This window comes from Mumia zhuanghuii (assembly GCF_042681565.1).
Lineage (GTDB): Bacteria > Actinomycetota > Actinomycetes > Propionibacteriales > Nocardioidaceae > Mumia.
Genome location: NZ_JBHUFT010000008.1, coordinates 1,576,435 through 1,593,590, shown reverse-complemented (window position 1 = coordinate 1,593,590; position 17,156 = coordinate 1,576,435). Strand labels below are relative to the sequence as shown.

Sequence of the window (17,156 nt, the reverse complement as noted above, 5' to 3'; positions counted from 1 at the left end):
CCGGTCGGCTCAACCGGCGACGACGTGAGGCTCCAGATGAGCGCGTTCGTGAGCGGTGAGCGGGCGGGACCGCTGAGTCTGCGGGTCGAACCCGACCATCACGTTGTGTCCGCTCGCCACGACGACCGGCTCGCCGCCACCGTCCGGCGCCTCGTCGACGAGCTCGGTGAGGATCACGAACGACGAGGTCCCGAGACGGCCGATGCCGGCGTACACCGCGCACGAGGACCGCCGTCCGAAGGGACGGAGGAAGGTGGTCTCACTGCGCCCGACCACCCAGGGCTCGTCGCGGGCCCCGATGGCGTCGGCGTACGCGACCCGGGCCTCCTGGAGGAGCTCGAGCGTCGCGACCTCGTCGACGTACCCGTCGCTGCCGAGGTCGCGCGCCCGTACGGTCACAGGAAGGCGGCCCGTGAGCGACGGATCGGGGCGCACGAGCGGCACTGCGCCGTCGGGTACGAGCGTCGTCCTCCCCCGCGCATAGACGGTGCGGCCGCCGTCCTCGTGACGGTCGGCGATCTCCTGCACCAGCACGCCGTCGGCGTTCGTCGTCGTCTCCACGAGCGCAGGCTCGGGCCGGAAGACGAGCGGAGCGCGGTAGTCGATCTCGAGTGCCAGGACGCGTGCCGGACGCGCACCCTCGGCCTCGGCGGCCGCGAGGCGGGCTTCACGCAGGTAGTCGGCGTACGTGACGTTGTTGACGTGCCCGAACGCGTCCATGTCGGCCCAGCGGAGGTCGCAGGCAAAGAGGTGTCGCACGCATCGATCGTGGCAGAGATGGCGAGGGCGCTCGCGCACCCGGCTCCCCTGTGTCCTTGCTCACGACGAATGCGGTACGTTGCTAAGCGATCGCTTAGCCCGTGGTCGTGAGCACCAGCAGAAGCAACGAGGAGTACGTGTGAGCCAGCAGCGAACTGCCATTGTCACTGGCGCGGCCCGCGGGATCGGTGCCGCCGTCGCCAAGCGACTCGCCGCCGACGGGCACGCCGTCGCGGTGATCGACCTCGACGAGGCCTCCTGCGCCGCGACCGTCGACGCGATCACCGCAGCCGGGGGCAAGGCCCTCGCGGTCGGTGCAGACGTGTCGGACGAGCAGGCGGTCGCCGGCGCCTTCGAGCGCATCGTCGCCGAGCTCGGTGGCCCGACGATCCTCGTCAACAACGCGGGCATCATCCGCGACAACATGCTGTTCAAGATGTCGGTCTCCGACTGGGACTCGGTCATGAACGTGCACCTGCGTGGCGCCTTTCTCATGGCCCGCGCCGCCCAGCAGTTCATGGTCGAGGCCAAGTTCGGACGCATCGTCAACCTCTCGTCGACCTCGGCGCTGGGCAACCGCGGGCAGGCCAACTACTCGGCCGCCAAGGCGGGCATGCAGGGCTTCACCAAGACCCTCGCCATCGAGCTCGGCAAGTTCGGCGTCACCGCCAACGCGATCGCCCCAGGATTCATCGAGACCGAGATGACCGCCGAGACGGCCGCGCGCCTGGGCGTCGATTACGAGGACTTCAAGAAGTTCAGCGCCCAGCAGATCCCGGTCGCCCGCGTCGGACAGCCCGAGGACATCGCGGCGACGGCGTCGTTCCTCACCAGCGAGGAGTCCGGTTTCGTGTCCGGCCAGGTCATCTACGTCGCCGGCGGACCGAGGGACTGACCATGGCCGACCTCCCTGGTCTGGACCTCGACCGGCTGGGCACCTACCTCGACAAGGAGGCGCCCGGCCTCGTCGCGGGCGCGCTCACCGGGGAGGTCATCCCCGGCGGCCGCTCGAACCTCACATACGACGTGACCGACGGCACGACGCACCTCATCGTCCGCCGCCCGCCGCTCGGCCACGTCCTTGCGACCGCCCACGACATGGCGCGCGAGCACACCGTCATCGAGGCGCTCGCGCCGACCGACGTACCGGTCCCCGAGGTCTTCGCGCTGTGCCAGGACACCGAGGTCATCGGCGCGCCGTTCTACGTGATGGGCAAGGCCGAGGGTCGTGCGATGCGACGTGCCGCCGAGCTCGAGGAGCTCGGCGCGGAGCGGACCGCCACCATCGCCGGTCGCCTCATCGACACCCTCGCCGACCTGCACGCCGTCGACCCGGCGTCGGTCGGGCTCAGCGACTTCGGACGCGCCGAGGGCTACCTCGAGCGCCAGGTCCGGCGCTGGACCAAGCAGGCCGAGGCGTCCAAGAGCCGCGAGCTCGCCGGGTACGACGCGCTGCACGACTACCTCGCCGCCCACGTCCCCTCGCACTCCGACGCGGCGATCGTGCATGGCGACTTCCGGCTCGACAACGCCCTCGTGGACACGACGCCGTCCGGCGGCGACCGCATCACGGCCGTCCTCGACTGGGAGATGGCGACGCTCGGCGACCCGCTGTCGGACATCGCGCTGTCGATCGTCTATCAGGAGATGGGACGCACCCCCGGTGCGAGCGCTGTCTCGGACGCCACCCGCGCGTCGGGCTACCCGTCGGTCGACGAGGTGCTCGAGCGCTACTCGACCCGCAGCGGACGCGACGTCTCCTCGATGGGTTTCCACCTCGCACTCGGGTTCTACAAGCTCGCGATCATCACCGAGGGCATCCACTACCGCTACACCCAGGGGCAGACCGTGGGTGAGGGCTTCGACCGGATCGGCGACGTCACCGAGCCGCTGATCGCCCTCGGTCTCGACGCCGCGCACCGCTGATCCTCCCTCCCCCCGCCAGAAGGAGCACCGATGGACTTCGCACTCGACGCCCGTACGGAGGAGCTGCGCGCCACGCTCCTCGCGTTCATGGACGAGCACGTCTATCCCGCCGAGGAGGCCTTTCACGCCGACATCGACGCGAACCCGGAACGCTGGGGTCCGCCGCCGATGATCGAGGGCCTCAAGGAGGAGGCGAAGCGGCAGGGGCTGTGGAACCTCTTCCTTCCTGGCAAGGAGGGTGCAGGCCTCACCAACCTCCAGTACGCCCCGCTGGCCGAGATCACCGGACGCAGCGGCGCGATCGCCCCCGTCGCGCTCAACTGCGCCGCACCCGACACGGGCAACATGGAGGTGCTGCACGACTTCGGCACCGAAGAGCAGAAGAAGCAGTGGCTCGAGCCGCTGCTCACCGGCGAGATCCGGTCGTCGTTCGCGATGACCGAGCCCGACGTCGCCTCGTCGGACGCGACCAACATCGCCACGTCGATCGTGCGCGACGGCGACGACTACGTGATCAACGGGCGCAAGTGGTGGATCACCGGCGCGATGAACCCCGCCGCCAAGATCTTCATCGTCATGGGCAAGACCGACCCGACGGCAGCACGGCACCGCCAGCAGTCGCAGATCCTCGTCCCGCGTGACACCCCGGGTGTGAACGTCAAGCGCGGCATGCACGTGCTCGGCTACGACGACCGCGACCACGGAGGCCACGCCGAGATCGAGTTCACCGACGTCCGCGTGCCGGCATCGAACCTCATCGCCGGCGAGGGCGACGGGTTCGCGATCGCGCAAGCGCGTCTCGGCCCGGGCCGCATCCACCACTGCATGCGCTCGATCGGCATCGCCGAGCGTGCGATCGAGCTCATGTGCAAGCGCGTCAACGAGCGCGTCGCATTCGGCAAGCCGCTGGCCGAACAGGGCGTCATCCGCGACTGGATCGCGGAGTCGCGGGTCAAGGTTGAGCAGCTGCGCCTGCTGACCCTCAAGACGGCCTGGCTGATGGATACCGTCGGCAACAAGGGTGCGCACTCGGAGATCCAGGCGATCAAGATCGCGACCCCCCGTACGGTCGAGTGGATTCTCGACAAGGCGATCCAGGCCCACGGTGCGGGTGGCCTCTCGCAGGACTTCCCGCTCGCCGCGTCGTTCGCGGGCGTCCGTACGCTCCGCTTCGCCGACGGCCCAGACGAGGTCCATAAGAACTCCCTCGCCAAGGCCGAGCTGCGCAAGCACCTCTGACGCTTCCCCCAACGACGCCGGGTCGCTCTTTGGCGACCTCGGGTCGCTGAAAGTGACCCGGAGCTGCCAAAGAGCGACCCGGCATTGCTAGGAAGTGACCCGGCGTCAGAAGTCGGCGCGGAGGTCCTCGATGCGCCGCTGGAGCCGGTTCATGCCGCCGAGCCACCGGTCCGGGTCGGCAGCCTTCGCACGGGCGTAGTCGGCCACCTCCGGGTGCGGCAGGATCAGGAACCGATCGTCCTGCAGCGCGTCGTACACGACCTCGGCTGCTTGCTCCGGCGTGATCGCCGCGTCCTTGAGCGTGACGTCGCCGGCCGGGCCGGTGTCGTCGAGCATCGCCGTACGGACGCCCTGGGGGCAGAGCGCCTGCACGACGACGCCGCGGTGCCGGTACGTGGCCGACAGCCACTCGGCGTGAGCGACGGCGGCGTGCTTGGACAGCGTGTATGGGGCCGAGCCGAGCATCATCAGCAGCCCTGCCGCCGAGGCGGTCGCGACGAACCGCCCCTCCCCTCGCTCGAGCCACTCGGGCAACAGCGCCCGCGCCGCCCGGACGTGGGCCATCACGTTGACCTGCCACGACGCCTCGAAGTCGGCGTCCGACGCCGTCTCCGCGTCGCCGCGCGCGATGCCCGCGTTGGCGAAGTACACGTCGATCGCCCCGAGGTGGGCCCGCGCGGCGTCCACCAGGGCGCGGACGCCCTCCTCGGTGGCGGCGTCACCGGGGACGGCCAGACCGCCGACCTCGTTGGCGACCTGCGCGGCCGCCTCCGGGTCGAGGTCGTTGACGACGACACGCGCACCGGCTGCGTTCAGCCGGTGCGCGATCGCACGTCCGATCCCGTTGCCTCCGCCGGTGACGACGACGCCCGCGCGATCGGGGAGCACGTCAGACTCCGCCGGTGAGCGTGAGCCCGCCGTCGACGACGATGTTCTGGCCGGTGAGCCAGCCGGAGTCGTCCGACAGCAGGAACGCGACCACGGAGGCGATGTCGTCGGGGACGCCGAGACGCTTCATCGGGTACGCCGACGCGACCTCTTCCTCGCGCCCCTCGTACAGCGCCGTGGCGAACTTCGTCTTGACCACCGCCGGTGCGACGGCGTTGACTCGCACCGACGGGCCGAGCTCGACCGCGAGCTCCTCGGTGACGTGGATGAGCATCGCCTTGCTGGCCCCGTAGAACCCGATGCCGGGCGCGGGCTTGATGCCGGCCACCGACGCGAGGTTGACGACGGTGCCGCCGTGCTCGTCCATCCAGGTGTGGAACACCTTCTGGGTCCACGCGAGCGCGCTGAGGACGTTGACGGCGAAGATCTTGTGCGCCGCCGCGAGGTCGATGTCGATCATCCGGCCGTACACAGGGTTGATCCCCGTGTTGTTGACCAGGTGGTCGACGGACCCGAACGCCTCGACCGTCCGTGCGACCGCCTCGTCCTGGTGGTCAGGGTCGTCGCCCTTGCCCGCGACGCCGATCGCGACCTCCGGGCCGCCGAGGTGGACCACGGCCTCCTGGAGCGCCTCGTCGTTGCGGGCCGTGATGCAGACGCGGGCCCCTTCGTCGACGAGGCGCTGGGCGATGCCGAGGCCGATGCCGCGGCTCGCGCCGGTGATGATCGCGGTGCGGCCCTCGAACCGCTTCGCGCCGCCGCCGGTCACGAGAGACGCTCGATGACCATGGCCATGCCCATGCCGCCGCCCACGCACATCGATTCGACACCGAACTGCTTGTCGTGCCACTGCAGCGAGTTGATCAGCGTCGCGGTGATGCGGGCGCCGGTCATGCCGAACGGGTGACCGACGGCGATCGCGCCGCCGTTCACGTTGAGCTTGTCCTCGGGGATGCCGAGCTGCTGCGCGGAGCCGAGCGACTGCACGGCGAACGCCTCGTTGATCTCGAACAGGTCGATGTCGCCGAGCGACATGCCCGCGTGCTTGAGCGCCTGCGGGATCGCCTCGACCGGACCGAGGCCCATGATCTCGGGCGACAGGCCGGTCACGCCGGTCGACACGATGCGTGCGAGCGGGGTCAGGCCGAGGTCCTTGGCCTTCTGGTCGCTCATGATGACGAGCGCGGCCGCGCCGTCGTTGAGCGGGCACGCGTTGCCGGCGGTGACGGTGCCGTCAGGGCGGAAGACCGGCTTGAGCTGCGAAACGGCCTCGTACGTGGTGCCCGCGCGCGGGCCGTCGTCGGCGGTGACCTGCGTGCCGTCGGCGAGCGTGACGGGCGTGATCTCACGCGCCCAGAAGCCCTCGTTGATGCGCTGCTCGGCGAGGTTCTGGCTGCGGACGGCAAAGCGATCCTGCTCCTCGCGGCTCATGCCGAGCACCTGCGCGACGTTCTCCGCGGTCTGGCCCATCGCGATGTAGACGTCAGGGAGGTGGTCGTCCTGGCGCGGGTCGGCCCACTTCTGCCCGCCCTGCGCGAGGGACTCGGTCCGCTGCATGGCGTCGGTGAAGACCGGGTTGGTGATCTGCTGGCCGGGGATCGCGTCGCTGTTGCCCTTGACGAAGCGGCTGACCGTCTCGACGCCGGCGGAGATGTAGGCGTCGCCCTCACCGGCCTTGATCGCGTGGAACGCCATGCGCGTGGTCTGCAGGCTCGACGAGCAGTAGCGCGTCACGGTCGTCCCGGGGAGGAAGTCGTAGCCGAGCAGGACCGACACGACACGGCCCATGTTCATGCCCTGCTCACCGCCGGGCAGACCGCAGCCGAGGATGAGGTCGTTGATGTCACGCGGGTCCAGCTCGGGCACCTTGTCGAGAGCGGCGCGCACCATCTGGGCAGAGAGGTCGTCCGGACGCATGTCCTTGAGCGAGCCCTTGAACGCGCGACCGATGGGCGATCGCGCGGTGGAGACGATGACGGCTTCTGTCATGAGCTTTCCTTCTGGTTCGACGAGCGGACTGGCGGCGAGGTCCCGAGAAAGTGTGGCGTGGTGAGCGGCTGCTCCGACAGGGTCAGAGACCGAGGTCGCGACCGATGAGCTCCTTCATGATCTCGTTGGAGCCGGCCCAGATCTTGGTCACGCGGGCGTCGCGCCAGGCACGGGCGACGCGGTACTCGTTCATGAACCCGTACCCGCCGTGCAGCTGGACGCAGTGGTCCAGCACCTCGTTCTGGACCTGGGAGGTCAGCCACTTCACCTTGGCTGCGTCGATCGCGGTGAGCTCGCGCCGGGTGTGGGCGAGCACGGCCGCATCGACGTACGCCTCCACCGACTCGATCCGGGTGACGAGCTCGGCGAAGAGGAACTTGTTGTGCTGGAAGGACCCGATCGGCTGCGCGAACGCGTGCCGCTCCTTCGCGTACGCGATCGTCTCGAGCAGGATCTGCTTGGCGTGGGCGACGTTGGAGACGGCGCACGTCAGCCGCTCCTGTGGGAGGCGCTCCATCATCGCGATGAAGCCGCGGTCGACCTCGCCGATGACCTGCGCGTCACTGACCCGGACGTCGGAGAAGAACAGCTCGGCAGTGTCAGACTCGCTCTGGCCGACCTTGTCGAGCTTGCGGCCGCGGGTGAAGCCATCCATGCCGGTCTCGACCGCGAAGAGCGTGATGCCCTTGGCGCCCTTCTCGGGGCTCGTACGGGCGGCGACGACCACGAGGTCGGCCGACCAGCCGTTGGTGATGAAGGTCTTGGAGCCGTTGATGACCCACTCGTCGCCGTCGCGCACGGCGGTGGTCTTGAGGGCGGCAAGGTCGGACCCGCCCGACGGCTCGGTCATCGCGATCGCGGTGAGCAGCTCGCCGGTCACGAACCTGGGGAGCCAGCGCTCCTTCTGCTCATCCGTGGTCAGCTCGATGAGGTACGGGGCGACGATGTCGGAGTGGATGCCGGTGCACGACGGCAGCGCGGCGTTGACCTTCGACAGCTCCTCGGCGAGCACCGCGTTGAAGCGGAAGTCCTGCGCGCCGGCCCCGCCGAACGCCTCGGGAACCTCGAGCCCGAGCAGCCCCTGCTTGCCAGCCTCGAGCCAGTACGCACGTGGGAGACCCTTGTTGTCGGCGTACTGCTCGACGTGCGGCAGCACGCTACGCTCGACGAACGCGGCGACGGACGCACGGAACGCCTCGTGGTCCTCGTCGAAGATGGCTCGCTTCATGGGAGTGCCTCCGGGTGACAGGTCGCGATCACCTAGAGTGTACTAAGCGCTCGCTTAGCGTGGAGGAGGGTCCCCACCCTCCGCTGGTTCGTCGTGCAGGAGAGGCCCATGACCGAGGTACCCGCCCGTCAGCGGTTGATGGACGCCGCCGTCGAGGCCTTCGCCGACCGCGGCTTCCACGCCACGACCACCCGCGACATCTCCACGCGGGCCGGCATGAGCCCCGCCGCGCTCTACGTGCACCACGCCTCGAAAGAGGAGCTGCTGTACGAGATCAGCTCGGACGGCCACCGCTCGACGCGTGACATGCTCGCCATCGCCTACGCCTCGACCGCCGACCCGGTCGAGCGCCTGGCCGAGATGCAGTACGAGTTCACCAAGTGGCACGCCGTGCACAGCCGCAAGGCCCGCGTCGTCCAGTACGAGTTCTCAGCACTGTCCCCGGAGCACCGTCGCGAGGTCGCGGGCTACCGGCGCGACATCGAGCGCATCTATCGCGACGCCGTCGCCGAGGGCGTCGACAAGGGGGTCTTCGAGGTCGACGACGTGCCCGGCACCGCGCTGGCGCTGATCTCGATGGCGATCGACCTCGTCCGCTGGTACCAGCCGGACGGACCCCGCACCCCCGACTCCGTCGCACGCCTGTACGCCGAGCTGGCGCTGCGCGCGGTCGGCGCCCGTACGGCCTGACCGGAGGGCTCCACCAGACAGGCGAACGGCCGCCCTGAAGCCGGCGGGACTCCAGGACGGCCGCGTAAGCGTCTCGTACGCGCCGATGTCAGCGCGTCGACGAGGTCACTGGGCGAGGACGGCCTCACCGGTGATGGCGATGCTGATCTTGTCGCCGATCATGACCTTGTCACCCTCGAGCGGGATGTTGAAGTCGATGCCGAAGTCCTTGCGGCTGATCACCGTCGTGGCCTCGACACCCACACGGGTGCCGCCCCACGGGTCCTTGCCCTCGCCGAGGAACTCGACCGCGAGCTCGACCGAGCGCGTCACGTCCTTGATGGTGAGGTCGCCGGTCACGACGAACTCGGTGTCGGACTTCTCGACGACACCGGTCGAGGTGAACGTCATGGTGGGGTGGTTCTCGACTGAGAAGAAGTCGGCCGAACGCAGGTGCGCGTCGCGATCAGGAGTGCCGGTGTTGATCGAGCTCAGGTCGATCGTCGCGGTGGCAGTCGACTCGGTGATCTCGGGCGCGGTGGTGATGCTGCCCTCGAACTTCTCGAACTTGCCACGCACCTTGCTCATGAGGTGGCGGACGGTGAACCCGATCTCCGTGTGCGTGGGATCGAAGTTCCAGGTGCCTGCGGTGATCTGTGCCATGTCGATGTGTGCCCTTCGGGTGTCGTGCGGGATCCTTGTGGTCGAGGTGTCGGCATCCCCGTAAGTTGTTGCGGTTTAAACCAACGAGCCTCACTGTATCCACAACTAATTGAATCCACAACTATTCCCTGGGTACACTTCTGCTCATGACCTCGACCACGCAGGCTTCCCCCGAGACACGCTGGCTCGACGACCGTCAGCAGGCGCTCTGGCGGTCGTTCCTGGGCGGCTCGACGGTGTTCTTCGACCAGCTCGACCGCGATCTGCGACGCGAGCACGACCTCTCGATGCCCGAGTACGAGATCCTCGTCCGCCTCTCCGAGGCCGACGACTGGACGCTCCGGATGGCCGAGGTCGCCGACAAGGTCGCCCACTCCCGGAGCCGCATCACGCACACCGTCGCCCGCCTCGAGCGCGCCGGTCTCGTCGAGCGCCGCTCGTGCGCCTCCGACGGGCGCGGCGTCAACGCCCAGCTCACGGAGGCCGGCATGGAGCGGCTGCGCGAGGCTGCCCACACCCATGTCGGCGGCGTGCGCCGCTACCTCCTCGACAACACGACCGACGAGGAGTTCGCCGTGGTCGGGCGGGTCTTCGAGCGCATCCTCACCGATCTCGGAGGCTCGCGCTTCTAGACACCCTCTTCGACGTACGACCCGACATCAGGACCCGACGTTTCACCCCGCATATGGGGGGCTAACGTCGGGTCCTTTTGTCGGGTCGTACGTCCACCCGGGCGCGTGGCCGAAACCGGACGTGATGGTTGACCTCTGCACACATATGTTGCGAAGGTCACAGTGAAACGATTCAACCGCCCGGCTCTGCTTCGTCTATGCACACGCGCCGAAGGGATCCCGCTCGATGAACACACGTCTGTTCAAGCTCGCGGTCGCACTCACGACCGCCACCTTCCTCCTCCCGCTCGCACCCGCCCAGGCCTCGCCGCCGGGCGAGGTCCGCCCCCACGCCCTCGCGACCGACCACCAGACCCGGCCCCTCGGGGTCGGTGAACGACTCCCTGCCTTCGGATGGCAGCTGACCGCGCACGAGCGCGCGCAGTCGCAGTCCGCGTACCGCGTCCTGGTCGCCTCGAGCCCGGCCCTCCTCGCCCGCGGCAAGGGCGACGTCTGGGACTCGGGCAAGGTCGACTCGTCCGAGTCGCAGCAGGTCCCGTACGGCGGCCCGCAGCTCGAGTCCCGTACGCGCTATCACTGGAAGGTGATGGCATGGGACGTCACCGGCCACGCCGGGCGCTGGAGCTCGCCGACGTGGTTCGAGACCGGCCTCCTGGACGCCTCGGATTGGTCCGCGCAGTGGATCGCGCACGACACCGACCTCCCGCTGCCGACCTCGAACTCGCAGCAGAACTCCCCCGCCGCACTCCGTACGGGCAAGACCCTCGGCCAGTCCGTCACCACGGACCGTCCGTTCGACCGCATCGGCGGAAGCTTCCCGACCTGGGGCACGTCCGACTCAGACTTCACCCTCACCCTGCGCCGCGGCGGGCCCGATGGCGAGGCCGTCGCCGAGCACCGGTTCGTCGACCACGCCGACAACAGCTGGGCCGAGCTCGAGCTCGAGAGCCCCGCGGAGCCCGGCGACTACTACCTCGAGATGTCCCAGCTCGAAGGCCAGGCGGGGTGGTGGAGCCACACCGACGACGTCTTCACCGAGGGCCAGGCCTACGCGGACGACGCACCGGCGACCGGTGACCGGACCATCCGCTGGAACCCGACGACCGAGGCCAAGGCCGAGCTCACCTCGCAGCTCCGTACGATGTTCACCGCGGACAAGCGCGTGAAGTCGGCGCGGCTGTACTCGACGGCGCTCGGCATCTACGACCTCCAGCTCAACGGCCGCGAGGTCTCCGACGACCGTTGGGCCCCGGGCTGGACCGACTACGCCAAGCGCACGCCCTACCAGACCTATGACGTCACGGCGCTGGTGAAGCAGGGCGCGAACGCGCTCGGCGCGCGCCTCTCGACCGGCTGGTACGCCGGCAAGATCGCGATCTACGGCCCGAACCTGTACGGCAAGCTGCCCGGTCTGCTCAGCCAGCTCGAGATCACCTACACCGACGGGACGACTGAGCGCGTCGTCTCCGACACCTCGTGGAAGAGCACCGCCGGCCCGGTCACCCACGCGGACATCCTTGACGGCGAGGAGTACGACGCCCGCCTCGAGACGCCTGGCTGGACCCGCACCGGGTTCGACGACCGCTCCTGGGCCCCGGTCGTCGAGAAGACCGACGTCGAGACCGCACTCGTCGCGCAGTCCGCTCCCCCGGTCACCGTCACGCAGGAGATGCCCGTCCAGAAGATCACCGAGCCGACATCCGGCGCGTACGTCCTCGACCTCGGTCAGAACATGGTCGGCACGGTCGCACTCACCCTGCGTGGCCTCGCCGAAGGACAGAAGGTCCGCCTGCGCTACGGCGAGGAGATCAATCCCGACGGGACGCTCTACACGGAGAACATGCGCAGTGCCCGGGTCATCGACTACTACACGGCCCGCGGCGACCGCGTCGAGACGTACGAGCCCCGCTACACGTTCCACGGCTTCCGCTACGTCGAGATCACCGGGCTGTCCGACAAGCCGAGAAAGCGTGACCTGGTCGGCAAGGTGCTCGGCACCGACGCACCGCTGACCGGTCACTTCGAGACGTCCGACCCGATGCTCAACCAGCTCCAGAGCAACATCGTGTGGTCGCAGCGCGGCAACTTCCTGAGCGTGCCCACCGACTGCCCACAGCGCGACGAGCGGATGGGCTGGACCGGCGACATCAACGTGTTCGCCCCGACGGCCGCGTTCAACATGGACGTCTCCACGTTCCTCGGCGACAAGTGGCTGCAGGACCTGCGAGACGCGCAGCGTCCCGACGGCGCGGTCACGGACGTCGTCCCATACGTGCCTGTGGTCGGCGCCGGCAACGCCGGCTGGGGCGACGCGGCGGTCACCGTGCCGTACACCGTCTGGCAGACGTACGGCGACACCGCCGTGATCGAGGAGAGCTACGCCTCGATGACGGCGTGGATCGACTACCTCGAGAAGAACAGCGACGGCCTCATCCGCCCGGACGCCGGGTACGGCGACTGGCTGAACCTCGACGACAACACGCCGCGCGACCTGATCGGCACCGCGTACTTCGCGCACGTCACCGCACTCCTGTCCCAGATGGCCGACGCGATCGGCAAGGACGCCGACGCCGACCGCTATGCCGATCTGGCCGCCGAGGTGCGGGACGCGTTCATCGAGCGGTACGTCGGTGACGACGGCGCGCTCCCGGGTGACGCCCAGGCCGGCTACGTCCTCGCCCTGTCCTTCGGGCTGGTCCCGGACGCGCTCGTCGACGACGCCGCCGACCGCCTGGTCGCCAACCTGGAGCGGCACGACTGGCACCTGGCGACCGGCTTCCTCGGCACGCCGGACCTGCTCCCGGTGCTCACCAAGACCGGCCACACCGACGTGGCGTACAAGCTGATCAACCAGAAGACCTACCCGTCGTGGGGCTACGAGGTCGAGAACGGCGCCACGACGATCTGGGAGCGCTGGAACTCGATCATGCCTGACGGCAGCTTCGGCGACGTCAGCATGAACTCCTTCAACCACTACGCATACGGCGCGGTCGGCAACTGGATGTACCAGACGATCGGCGGCATCGCGCCCGATCCCGAGCAGCCCGGCTACCGGCACTTCACGGTCGCCCCGCAGCCTGGCGGCGGGCTCGACCACGCCGACGCGCGGTTCGAGTCCGGGTACGGCGAGATCCGCTCGCAGTGGGCGCGCAAGAACGGCCGCCTGACGATGACGGTGACGGTGCCGGTCAACACCACCGCCACCGTCACCATCCCGGGCTCGCGCGTCCGCGCGGTGACCGAGAGCGGCCGGCCCGTCACGAAGGCCGCCGGCGTCAGCGACGTCCGCGTCGAGGGCGACGCCGTCGTCGCCGAGCTGGGCTCTGGCACCTACCGCTTCACCGTGAAGGAGGACGCATGACCCGGCGATCCACGGCCTGGCGCCGTCGCACGCGCACGGCGGCTGCCGCTCTCGCGGTCGTCGCGCTGACCCTCGGGCTGACCAGCGCGTCGAGCGCGACCGACCGCACACCCAGCTCACCCGCCTGGGACGACGCCACCGGTCGTCTCGACCCGGCGGCGTTCGCCGACCCGCCGTCCACGAGTCGGCCGCACGCGTTCTGGTTCTGGAACGGCAAGCTGACCGAGGCCGAGCTCGAGCGCCAGCTCGACGAGATGCAGGACAACGGCGTGGAGGAGTTCTTCATCCACCCGCGCCAGGGCCTCGGCGGCGAGTTCGGCAAGACCGAGAACACGTACTACCTGTCGACCGACTACTTCGACAAGGTCGGCTTCGTCCTCAAGGAGGCCCGCAGCCGCAAGATGAAGGCGTGGTTGTACGACGACCTCAACTGGCCGAGCGGGTTCGCCGGCGGCCGTACGGTCCGTGGTGGCGACGTGGACGGACGCACGATCGAGGCCGATCCGTCGTACGTCCCGTGGTACCTCTCCCCCAGCGCCACCGAGGTGGCCGGTGGGACGACGTACGACGCTGAGGTTCCCGGCCGCAGCGACGGGTCCGACACCCCGCAGCCGGAGCTGGTGGCCACCCTGGCGGCACGCAAGTCCGGCGACGGGGCGTGCGCGACGAACGGTGAGGCGCGCGGAGTCCGCCTCGACGGCGCGTCCACGATCGAGCTGACCGACCAGATCAAGGACGGCCGTCTGACGTGGGAGGCGCCCGCCGGCGACTGGTGCCTCGTGCACCTCGTCCAGCGGCCGCTGGAGAACTACCACCCCGACCTCGAGCCGGACGAGCCGTACGTCGACATGCTCAACCCGGACGTGACCGAGAAGTTCATCGACATCACGCACGAGACGTACTACGAGCGCTTCGGCCGCCACTTCGGGTCGACGATCCCGGGCATCTTCAACGACGAGCCGGGCTTCTACAACAACTTCCCGGACAACCGCGGCGGGCTCGACTCGCGCGGCTCGATCCCGTGGACGCCGGGCTTCCGGGCGTACCTCGCGGACAACGCGGGCTACGACCTGACGCAAGACCTGCTCGGGATCTGGTACGACGCCGGCGCGACCACGACCAAGGCGCGCGTCGACTACTACGACGCTCTCTCCGACCGCTACAACGAGGCGCACACCAAGCCCCTCGCCGACTGGGCGGCCAAGCACGACATCGCGCTGATCTCCAACCCGCTCGTGGAGGAGGACCTCGGCAGCCACAAGCTGATCGAGGGCGGGAGCTGGTTCGAGATGAGCCGGCACTACCAGCTGCCGGGCATGGACCTGATCAGCGGGCTCAACACCTCGGCGATCACGCCGAAGCTGAACTCCTCGGTCGCCCACCTGTTCGACCGCAAGCGCAACCTCGCGGAGACGTTCGGCGCGTTCGGCTGGGACCTCACGATGGAGGAGATGAAGCGGACCGTCGCATGGGAGGCCGCAGGTGGCGTGGACCTCATCGACAACCACGCGTTCTACTACTCGACCGACGGCGAGCGCGCGGCGGAGTCCCCGCCGAGCCAGTTCTTCCAGAACACGTTCTGGCCCCGTTTCTCCCAGTACGCCGAGATGGTGGGCCGGCTCACCGAGCCCGCACGCGGCGCGACGGCCATGAACCCGGTCGGCGTGCTTTATCCGAGCTCGTCGATCATGGCGACGGGGACGCCGTGGGACGTCCGCGGGTTCGCGGGCAATGGTCCCGACCTCGGGCCGGTCGACGACTCGTGGACGGGCACGTCGAACGACCTGCTGCGCGCGCAGCTGGACTTCGACTACCTCGACGAGCTGGCGCTGGCCGGCGACGAGGACCTGGGTGTGGACGTGAAGGTACGCGACGGCGAGCTGGCACTGCACAAGCAGCGCTGGCAGGCGGTGGTCCTCCCCCGTACGACCGTGCTGTCGCTCGAGTCCGTACGGACCCTCGAGCGGCTGGTCGCCGACGGTGGCACCGTGGTCGCCGTCGACGGCCTGGCGACACGCGAGGCGTCCGGCCGTGACGCGGCGCTCCAGCGTCGTCTGACCGCGCTGTTCGGCACCGATCCGGCAGCGCCGGTCGCCTCGACCAAGAAGCACCGTCGCGGCGGGCTCGCGGCCTACCTGCCCGACCGCAGCACACTTGCCGAGGTCGTCAGCGCACGGGTGACACCGGGCGTCACGCTCGACTCCGCACCGGACCTGCGCGTGCGGCATGTGAAGCGCAAGGCCGACGACGCGTTCCTCGTGGTGAACCTGTCCGGGAACGAGGTCCGGACGACGGCACGGTTCGACGTCGCCGGCACGCCCGAGAACTGGGACCCCGAGACCGGGGAAACGCAGGTCGCGCCGGTGTTCCGACGCGACGGCGACCAGACGGTCGTCCCGCTGACGATGGAGCCGTACGAGGCACGGTGGGTCACCTTCCGACCCGGGGCGCACCCGAAGGGGAAGGTCGCGCACCTCACGGCGACCAACGCCCAGGCGGAGGACGTCACGTTCACCAAGGGCACCCTGCGGACGACGCTGGTGGCCGACCGGCCGGGCGAGGTCTATGCCCGTGGCGAGTACCGCGGGCGCGAGTACGGGGCGGTGACGACTGTCGAGGATCCGCTGGAGGCGCTGTCCCTCGGCGGTGACTGGCAGTTCCGGTTCGACCAGGACGGCGCGCAGTCGGTCACGCGTCCGCTCGGGTCCTGGACGGACCTGGACCGCGACTACTCGGGGTCGGGCACCTACACCAAGGCGTTCACGGTGCCTGACGGGTTCCGCGCGGACGACCGACGGCTGCAGCTCGACCTGGGTCGCGTGCGCGAGCTGGCCGAGGTGACGGTCAACGGCCGTACGGCTGGCTCGGTCGACTGGTCGCCGTACACCGTCGACGTCACCGACCTGCTGCGCGACGGCAAGAACGTGATCGAGGTGCGCGTCACCAACGCGTCAGCCAACGCGGTCGACGGGAGCGCCGCGCCGTCCGGCCTGCTCGGACCCGTGGCGCTGCGCCCGCAGAAGGTCGTCGACCTCGCCCTCACCCAGGGCACTCAGGTGACGTCGCTCGACCTCGCTGTCGAGCCTGGCTCGGCATCGGTCATTCCCGGCCGGCCGGCCCGGTTCACCGCGACAGTGAGCGGGATCGCCCCCGACGACCTGACCGCGACGCTGAGCACCGCCGTTCCGGAGGGGTGGACCGTCGACCCCGCGACCGTCGAGATCACTGAGCCGTCGTCCGGCACGCAGGTCCGCACCAGCGTGGACGTGCTCGTCACGCCTCCGTCCGACGCGGACGAAGGCACGGCGCCAGTGACGCTCACGCTGGCGGGTCCGGACGGACGCACCGTCGCACGCACCGTCCACGTCACGGTCGTGCACTCCTTCGCCGCGTGGGAGTTCGAGATCGACGGCGAGACGGAGGGCTGGTCCGCGGCGAACCAGATCGAGGGGCTGGCGGCGTCCGGTGGCGCGCTCCGGTTCTCGTCGACCGGCGGCGACCCGTTCCTCGTGGGACCGCAGGTGTCAGTCCCGCTGGCCGACGGTGCCGTGGTCGAGGTCGAAATGTCGTCGACTGCCGGGGGCGGCGGACAGCTGTTCTGGGCGACGATCGACGGCGGCTTCGCCGAGTCGCGCAGTGGACGGTTCTCCGTCGAGTCGGGCGGGACGAGGACCTACCGGATCGTCATCCCGCGTCAGGACGCCTCGCTGACGCAGCTGCGACTCGATCCGCTCACCGGCACCGGTGACCTCGTGGTCGACGCGATCAGGGTCCTCCCGAGCTGACCCAGGGCGAGGCAGGA

General features: G+C 69.4%; 13 protein-coding genes. 7 read left to right on the top strand and 6 right to left on the bottom strand.

Features of this window, described 5'->3' with window-relative positions; all coding sequences use genetic code 11:
* Window positions 1-9: 9 nt before the first annotated feature.
* Entirely contained in the window at window positions 10-759 is a 750-nt protein-coding gene (locus ACFSDF_RS16160) for an acyl-CoA thioesterase (RefSeq protein WP_377158290.1), read from the bottom strand.
* Window positions 760-898: 139 nt separating this feature from the next.
* Between ACFSDF_RS16160 and fabG the strand changes: the two genes are divergently transcribed.
* The 3 genes from fabG to ACFSDF_RS16145 are packed head-to-tail and all read left to right on the top strand — an operon-like array spanning window position 899 to window position 3,924.
* Window positions 899-1,654 (top strand): 3-oxoacyl-ACP reductase FabG, encoded by a 756-nt coding sequence (gene fabG, locus ACFSDF_RS16155; protein ID WP_167003917.1) that lies wholly within the window; start codon window positions 899-901, stop codon window positions 1,652-1,654.
* A 2-nt stretch (window positions 1,655-1,656) separates the two neighbouring features.
* Window positions 1,657-2,685, top strand: a complete 1,029-nt coding sequence (locus ACFSDF_RS16150) for a phosphotransferase family protein (RefSeq protein WP_208322372.1) — start codon at window positions 1,657-1,659, stop codon at window positions 2,683-2,685.
* 30 nt (window positions 2,686-2,715) lie between these two features.
* On the top strand, window positions 2,716-3,924 hold the full coding sequence (locus tag ACFSDF_RS16145; protein WP_377158287.1) for an acyl-CoA dehydrogenase family protein: 1,209 nt from the start codon (window positions 2,716-2,718) through the stop codon (window positions 3,922-3,924).
* 105 nt (window positions 3,925-4,029) lie between these two features.
* Here the strand turns inward: ACFSDF_RS16145 and ACFSDF_RS16140 are convergent, their stop codons facing one another.
* The 4 genes from ACFSDF_RS16140 to ACFSDF_RS16125 form a co-directional block, all read right to left on the bottom strand.
* Window positions 4,030-4,812 carry an SDR family oxidoreductase gene (locus ACFSDF_RS16140; protein WP_167003923.1) on the bottom strand — a complete coding sequence of 261 codons (783 nt, stop codon included), beginning with the start codon at window positions 4,810-4,812 and terminating at the stop codon, window positions 4,030-4,032.
* A 1-nt stretch (window position 4,813) separates the two neighbouring features.
* Window positions 4,814-5,581 carry an SDR family oxidoreductase gene (locus ACFSDF_RS16135; protein WP_167003926.1) on the bottom strand — a complete coding sequence of 256 codons (768 nt, stop codon included), beginning with the start codon at window positions 5,579-5,581 and terminating at the stop codon, window positions 4,814-4,816.
* Entirely contained in the window at window positions 5,578-6,801 is a 1,224-nt protein-coding gene (locus ACFSDF_RS16130; protein WP_167250255.1) for an acetyl-CoA C-acetyltransferase, read from the bottom strand. The genes ACFSDF_RS16135 and ACFSDF_RS16130 overlap by 4 nt, the downstream gene beginning before the upstream one ends.
* A gap of 82 nt (window positions 6,802-6,883) precedes the next feature.
* Window positions 6,884-8,029, bottom strand: a complete 1,146-nt coding sequence (locus ACFSDF_RS16125; RefSeq protein ID WP_167250253.1) for an acyl-CoA dehydrogenase family protein — start codon at window positions 8,027-8,029, stop codon at window positions 6,884-6,886.
* 108 nt (window positions 8,030-8,137) lie between these two features.
* Between ACFSDF_RS16125 and ACFSDF_RS16120 the strand changes: the two genes are divergently transcribed.
* Window positions 8,138-8,719: a TetR/AcrR family transcriptional regulator gene (locus ACFSDF_RS16120; protein WP_167003935.1), complete on the top strand. Its 582-nt coding sequence runs from the start codon at window positions 8,138-8,140 to the stop codon at window positions 8,717-8,719.
* A gap of 105 nt (window positions 8,720-8,824) precedes the next feature.
* Here the strand turns inward: ACFSDF_RS16120 and ACFSDF_RS16115 are convergent, their stop codons facing one another.
* Entirely contained in the window at window positions 8,825-9,361 is a 537-nt protein-coding gene (locus tag ACFSDF_RS16115; RefSeq protein ID WP_182397098.1) for a YceI family protein, read from the bottom strand.
* A gap of 146 nt (window positions 9,362-9,507) precedes the next feature.
* Here ACFSDF_RS16115 and ACFSDF_RS16110 point away from each other — a divergent pair, with 146 nt between their 5' ends.
* The 3 genes from ACFSDF_RS16110 (at window position 9,508) to ACFSDF_RS16100 (ending at window position 17,139) form a co-directional block, all read left to right on the top strand.
* Window positions 9,508-9,993, top strand: a complete 486-nt coding sequence (locus ACFSDF_RS16110) for a MarR family winged helix-turn-helix transcriptional regulator (protein WP_167003938.1) — start codon at window positions 9,508-9,510, stop codon at window positions 9,991-9,993.
* Between the two features lie 226 nt (window positions 9,994-10,219).
* Window positions 10,220-13,354, top strand: a complete 3,135-nt coding sequence (locus ACFSDF_RS16105) for a family 78 glycoside hydrolase catalytic domain (RefSeq protein WP_377158282.1) — start codon at window positions 10,220-10,222, stop codon at window positions 13,352-13,354.
* Window positions 13,351-17,139, top strand: a complete 3,789-nt coding sequence (locus tag ACFSDF_RS16100; RefSeq protein WP_377158280.1) for a glycosylhydrolase-like jelly roll fold domain-containing protein — start codon at window positions 13,351-13,353, stop codon at window positions 17,137-17,139. Before ACFSDF_RS16105 ends, ACFSDF_RS16100 begins: the two co-directional genes overlap by 4 nt.
* The last annotated feature ends 17 nt before the right edge of the window (window positions 17,140-17,156 follow it).

Excerpts from the sequence above, each read along its gene's own strand:
- ACFSDF_RS16125 (WP_167250253.1), bottom strand. The coding sequence starts at position 8,029 with ATGAAGCGAGCCATCTTCGACGAGGACCACGAGGCGTTCCGTGCGTCC.
- ACFSDF_RS16120 (WP_167003935.1), top strand. The coding sequence starts at position 8,138 with ATGACCGAGGTACCCGCCCGTCAGCGGTTGATGGACGCCGCCGTCGAG.
- ACFSDF_RS16130 (WP_167250255.1), bottom strand. The coding sequence starts at position 6,801 with ATGACAGAAGCCGTCATCGTCTCCACCGCGCGATCGCCCATCGGTCGC.
- ACFSDF_RS16100 (WP_377158280.1), top strand. The coding sequence starts at position 13,351 with ATGACCCGGCGATCCACGGCCTGGCGCCGTCGCACGCGCACGGCGGCT.
- ACFSDF_RS16145 (WP_377158287.1), top strand. The coding sequence starts at position 2,716 with ATGGACTTCGCACTCGACGCCCGTACGGAGGAGCTGCGCGCCACGCTC.
- ACFSDF_RS16150 (WP_208322372.1), top strand. The coding sequence starts at position 1,657 with ATGGCCGACCTCCCTGGTCTGGACCTCGACCGGCTGGGCACCTACCTC.
- ACFSDF_RS16110 (WP_167003938.1), top strand. The coding sequence starts at position 9,508 with ATGACCTCGACCACGCAGGCTTCCCCCGAGACACGCTGGCTCGACGAC.
- ACFSDF_RS16105 (WP_377158282.1), top strand. The coding sequence starts at position 10,220 with ATGAACACACGTCTGTTCAAGCTCGCGGTCGCACTCACGACCGCCACC.
- ACFSDF_RS16115 (WP_182397098.1), bottom strand. The coding sequence starts at position 9,361 with ATGGCACAGATCACCGCAGGCACCTGGAACTTCGATCCCACGCACACG.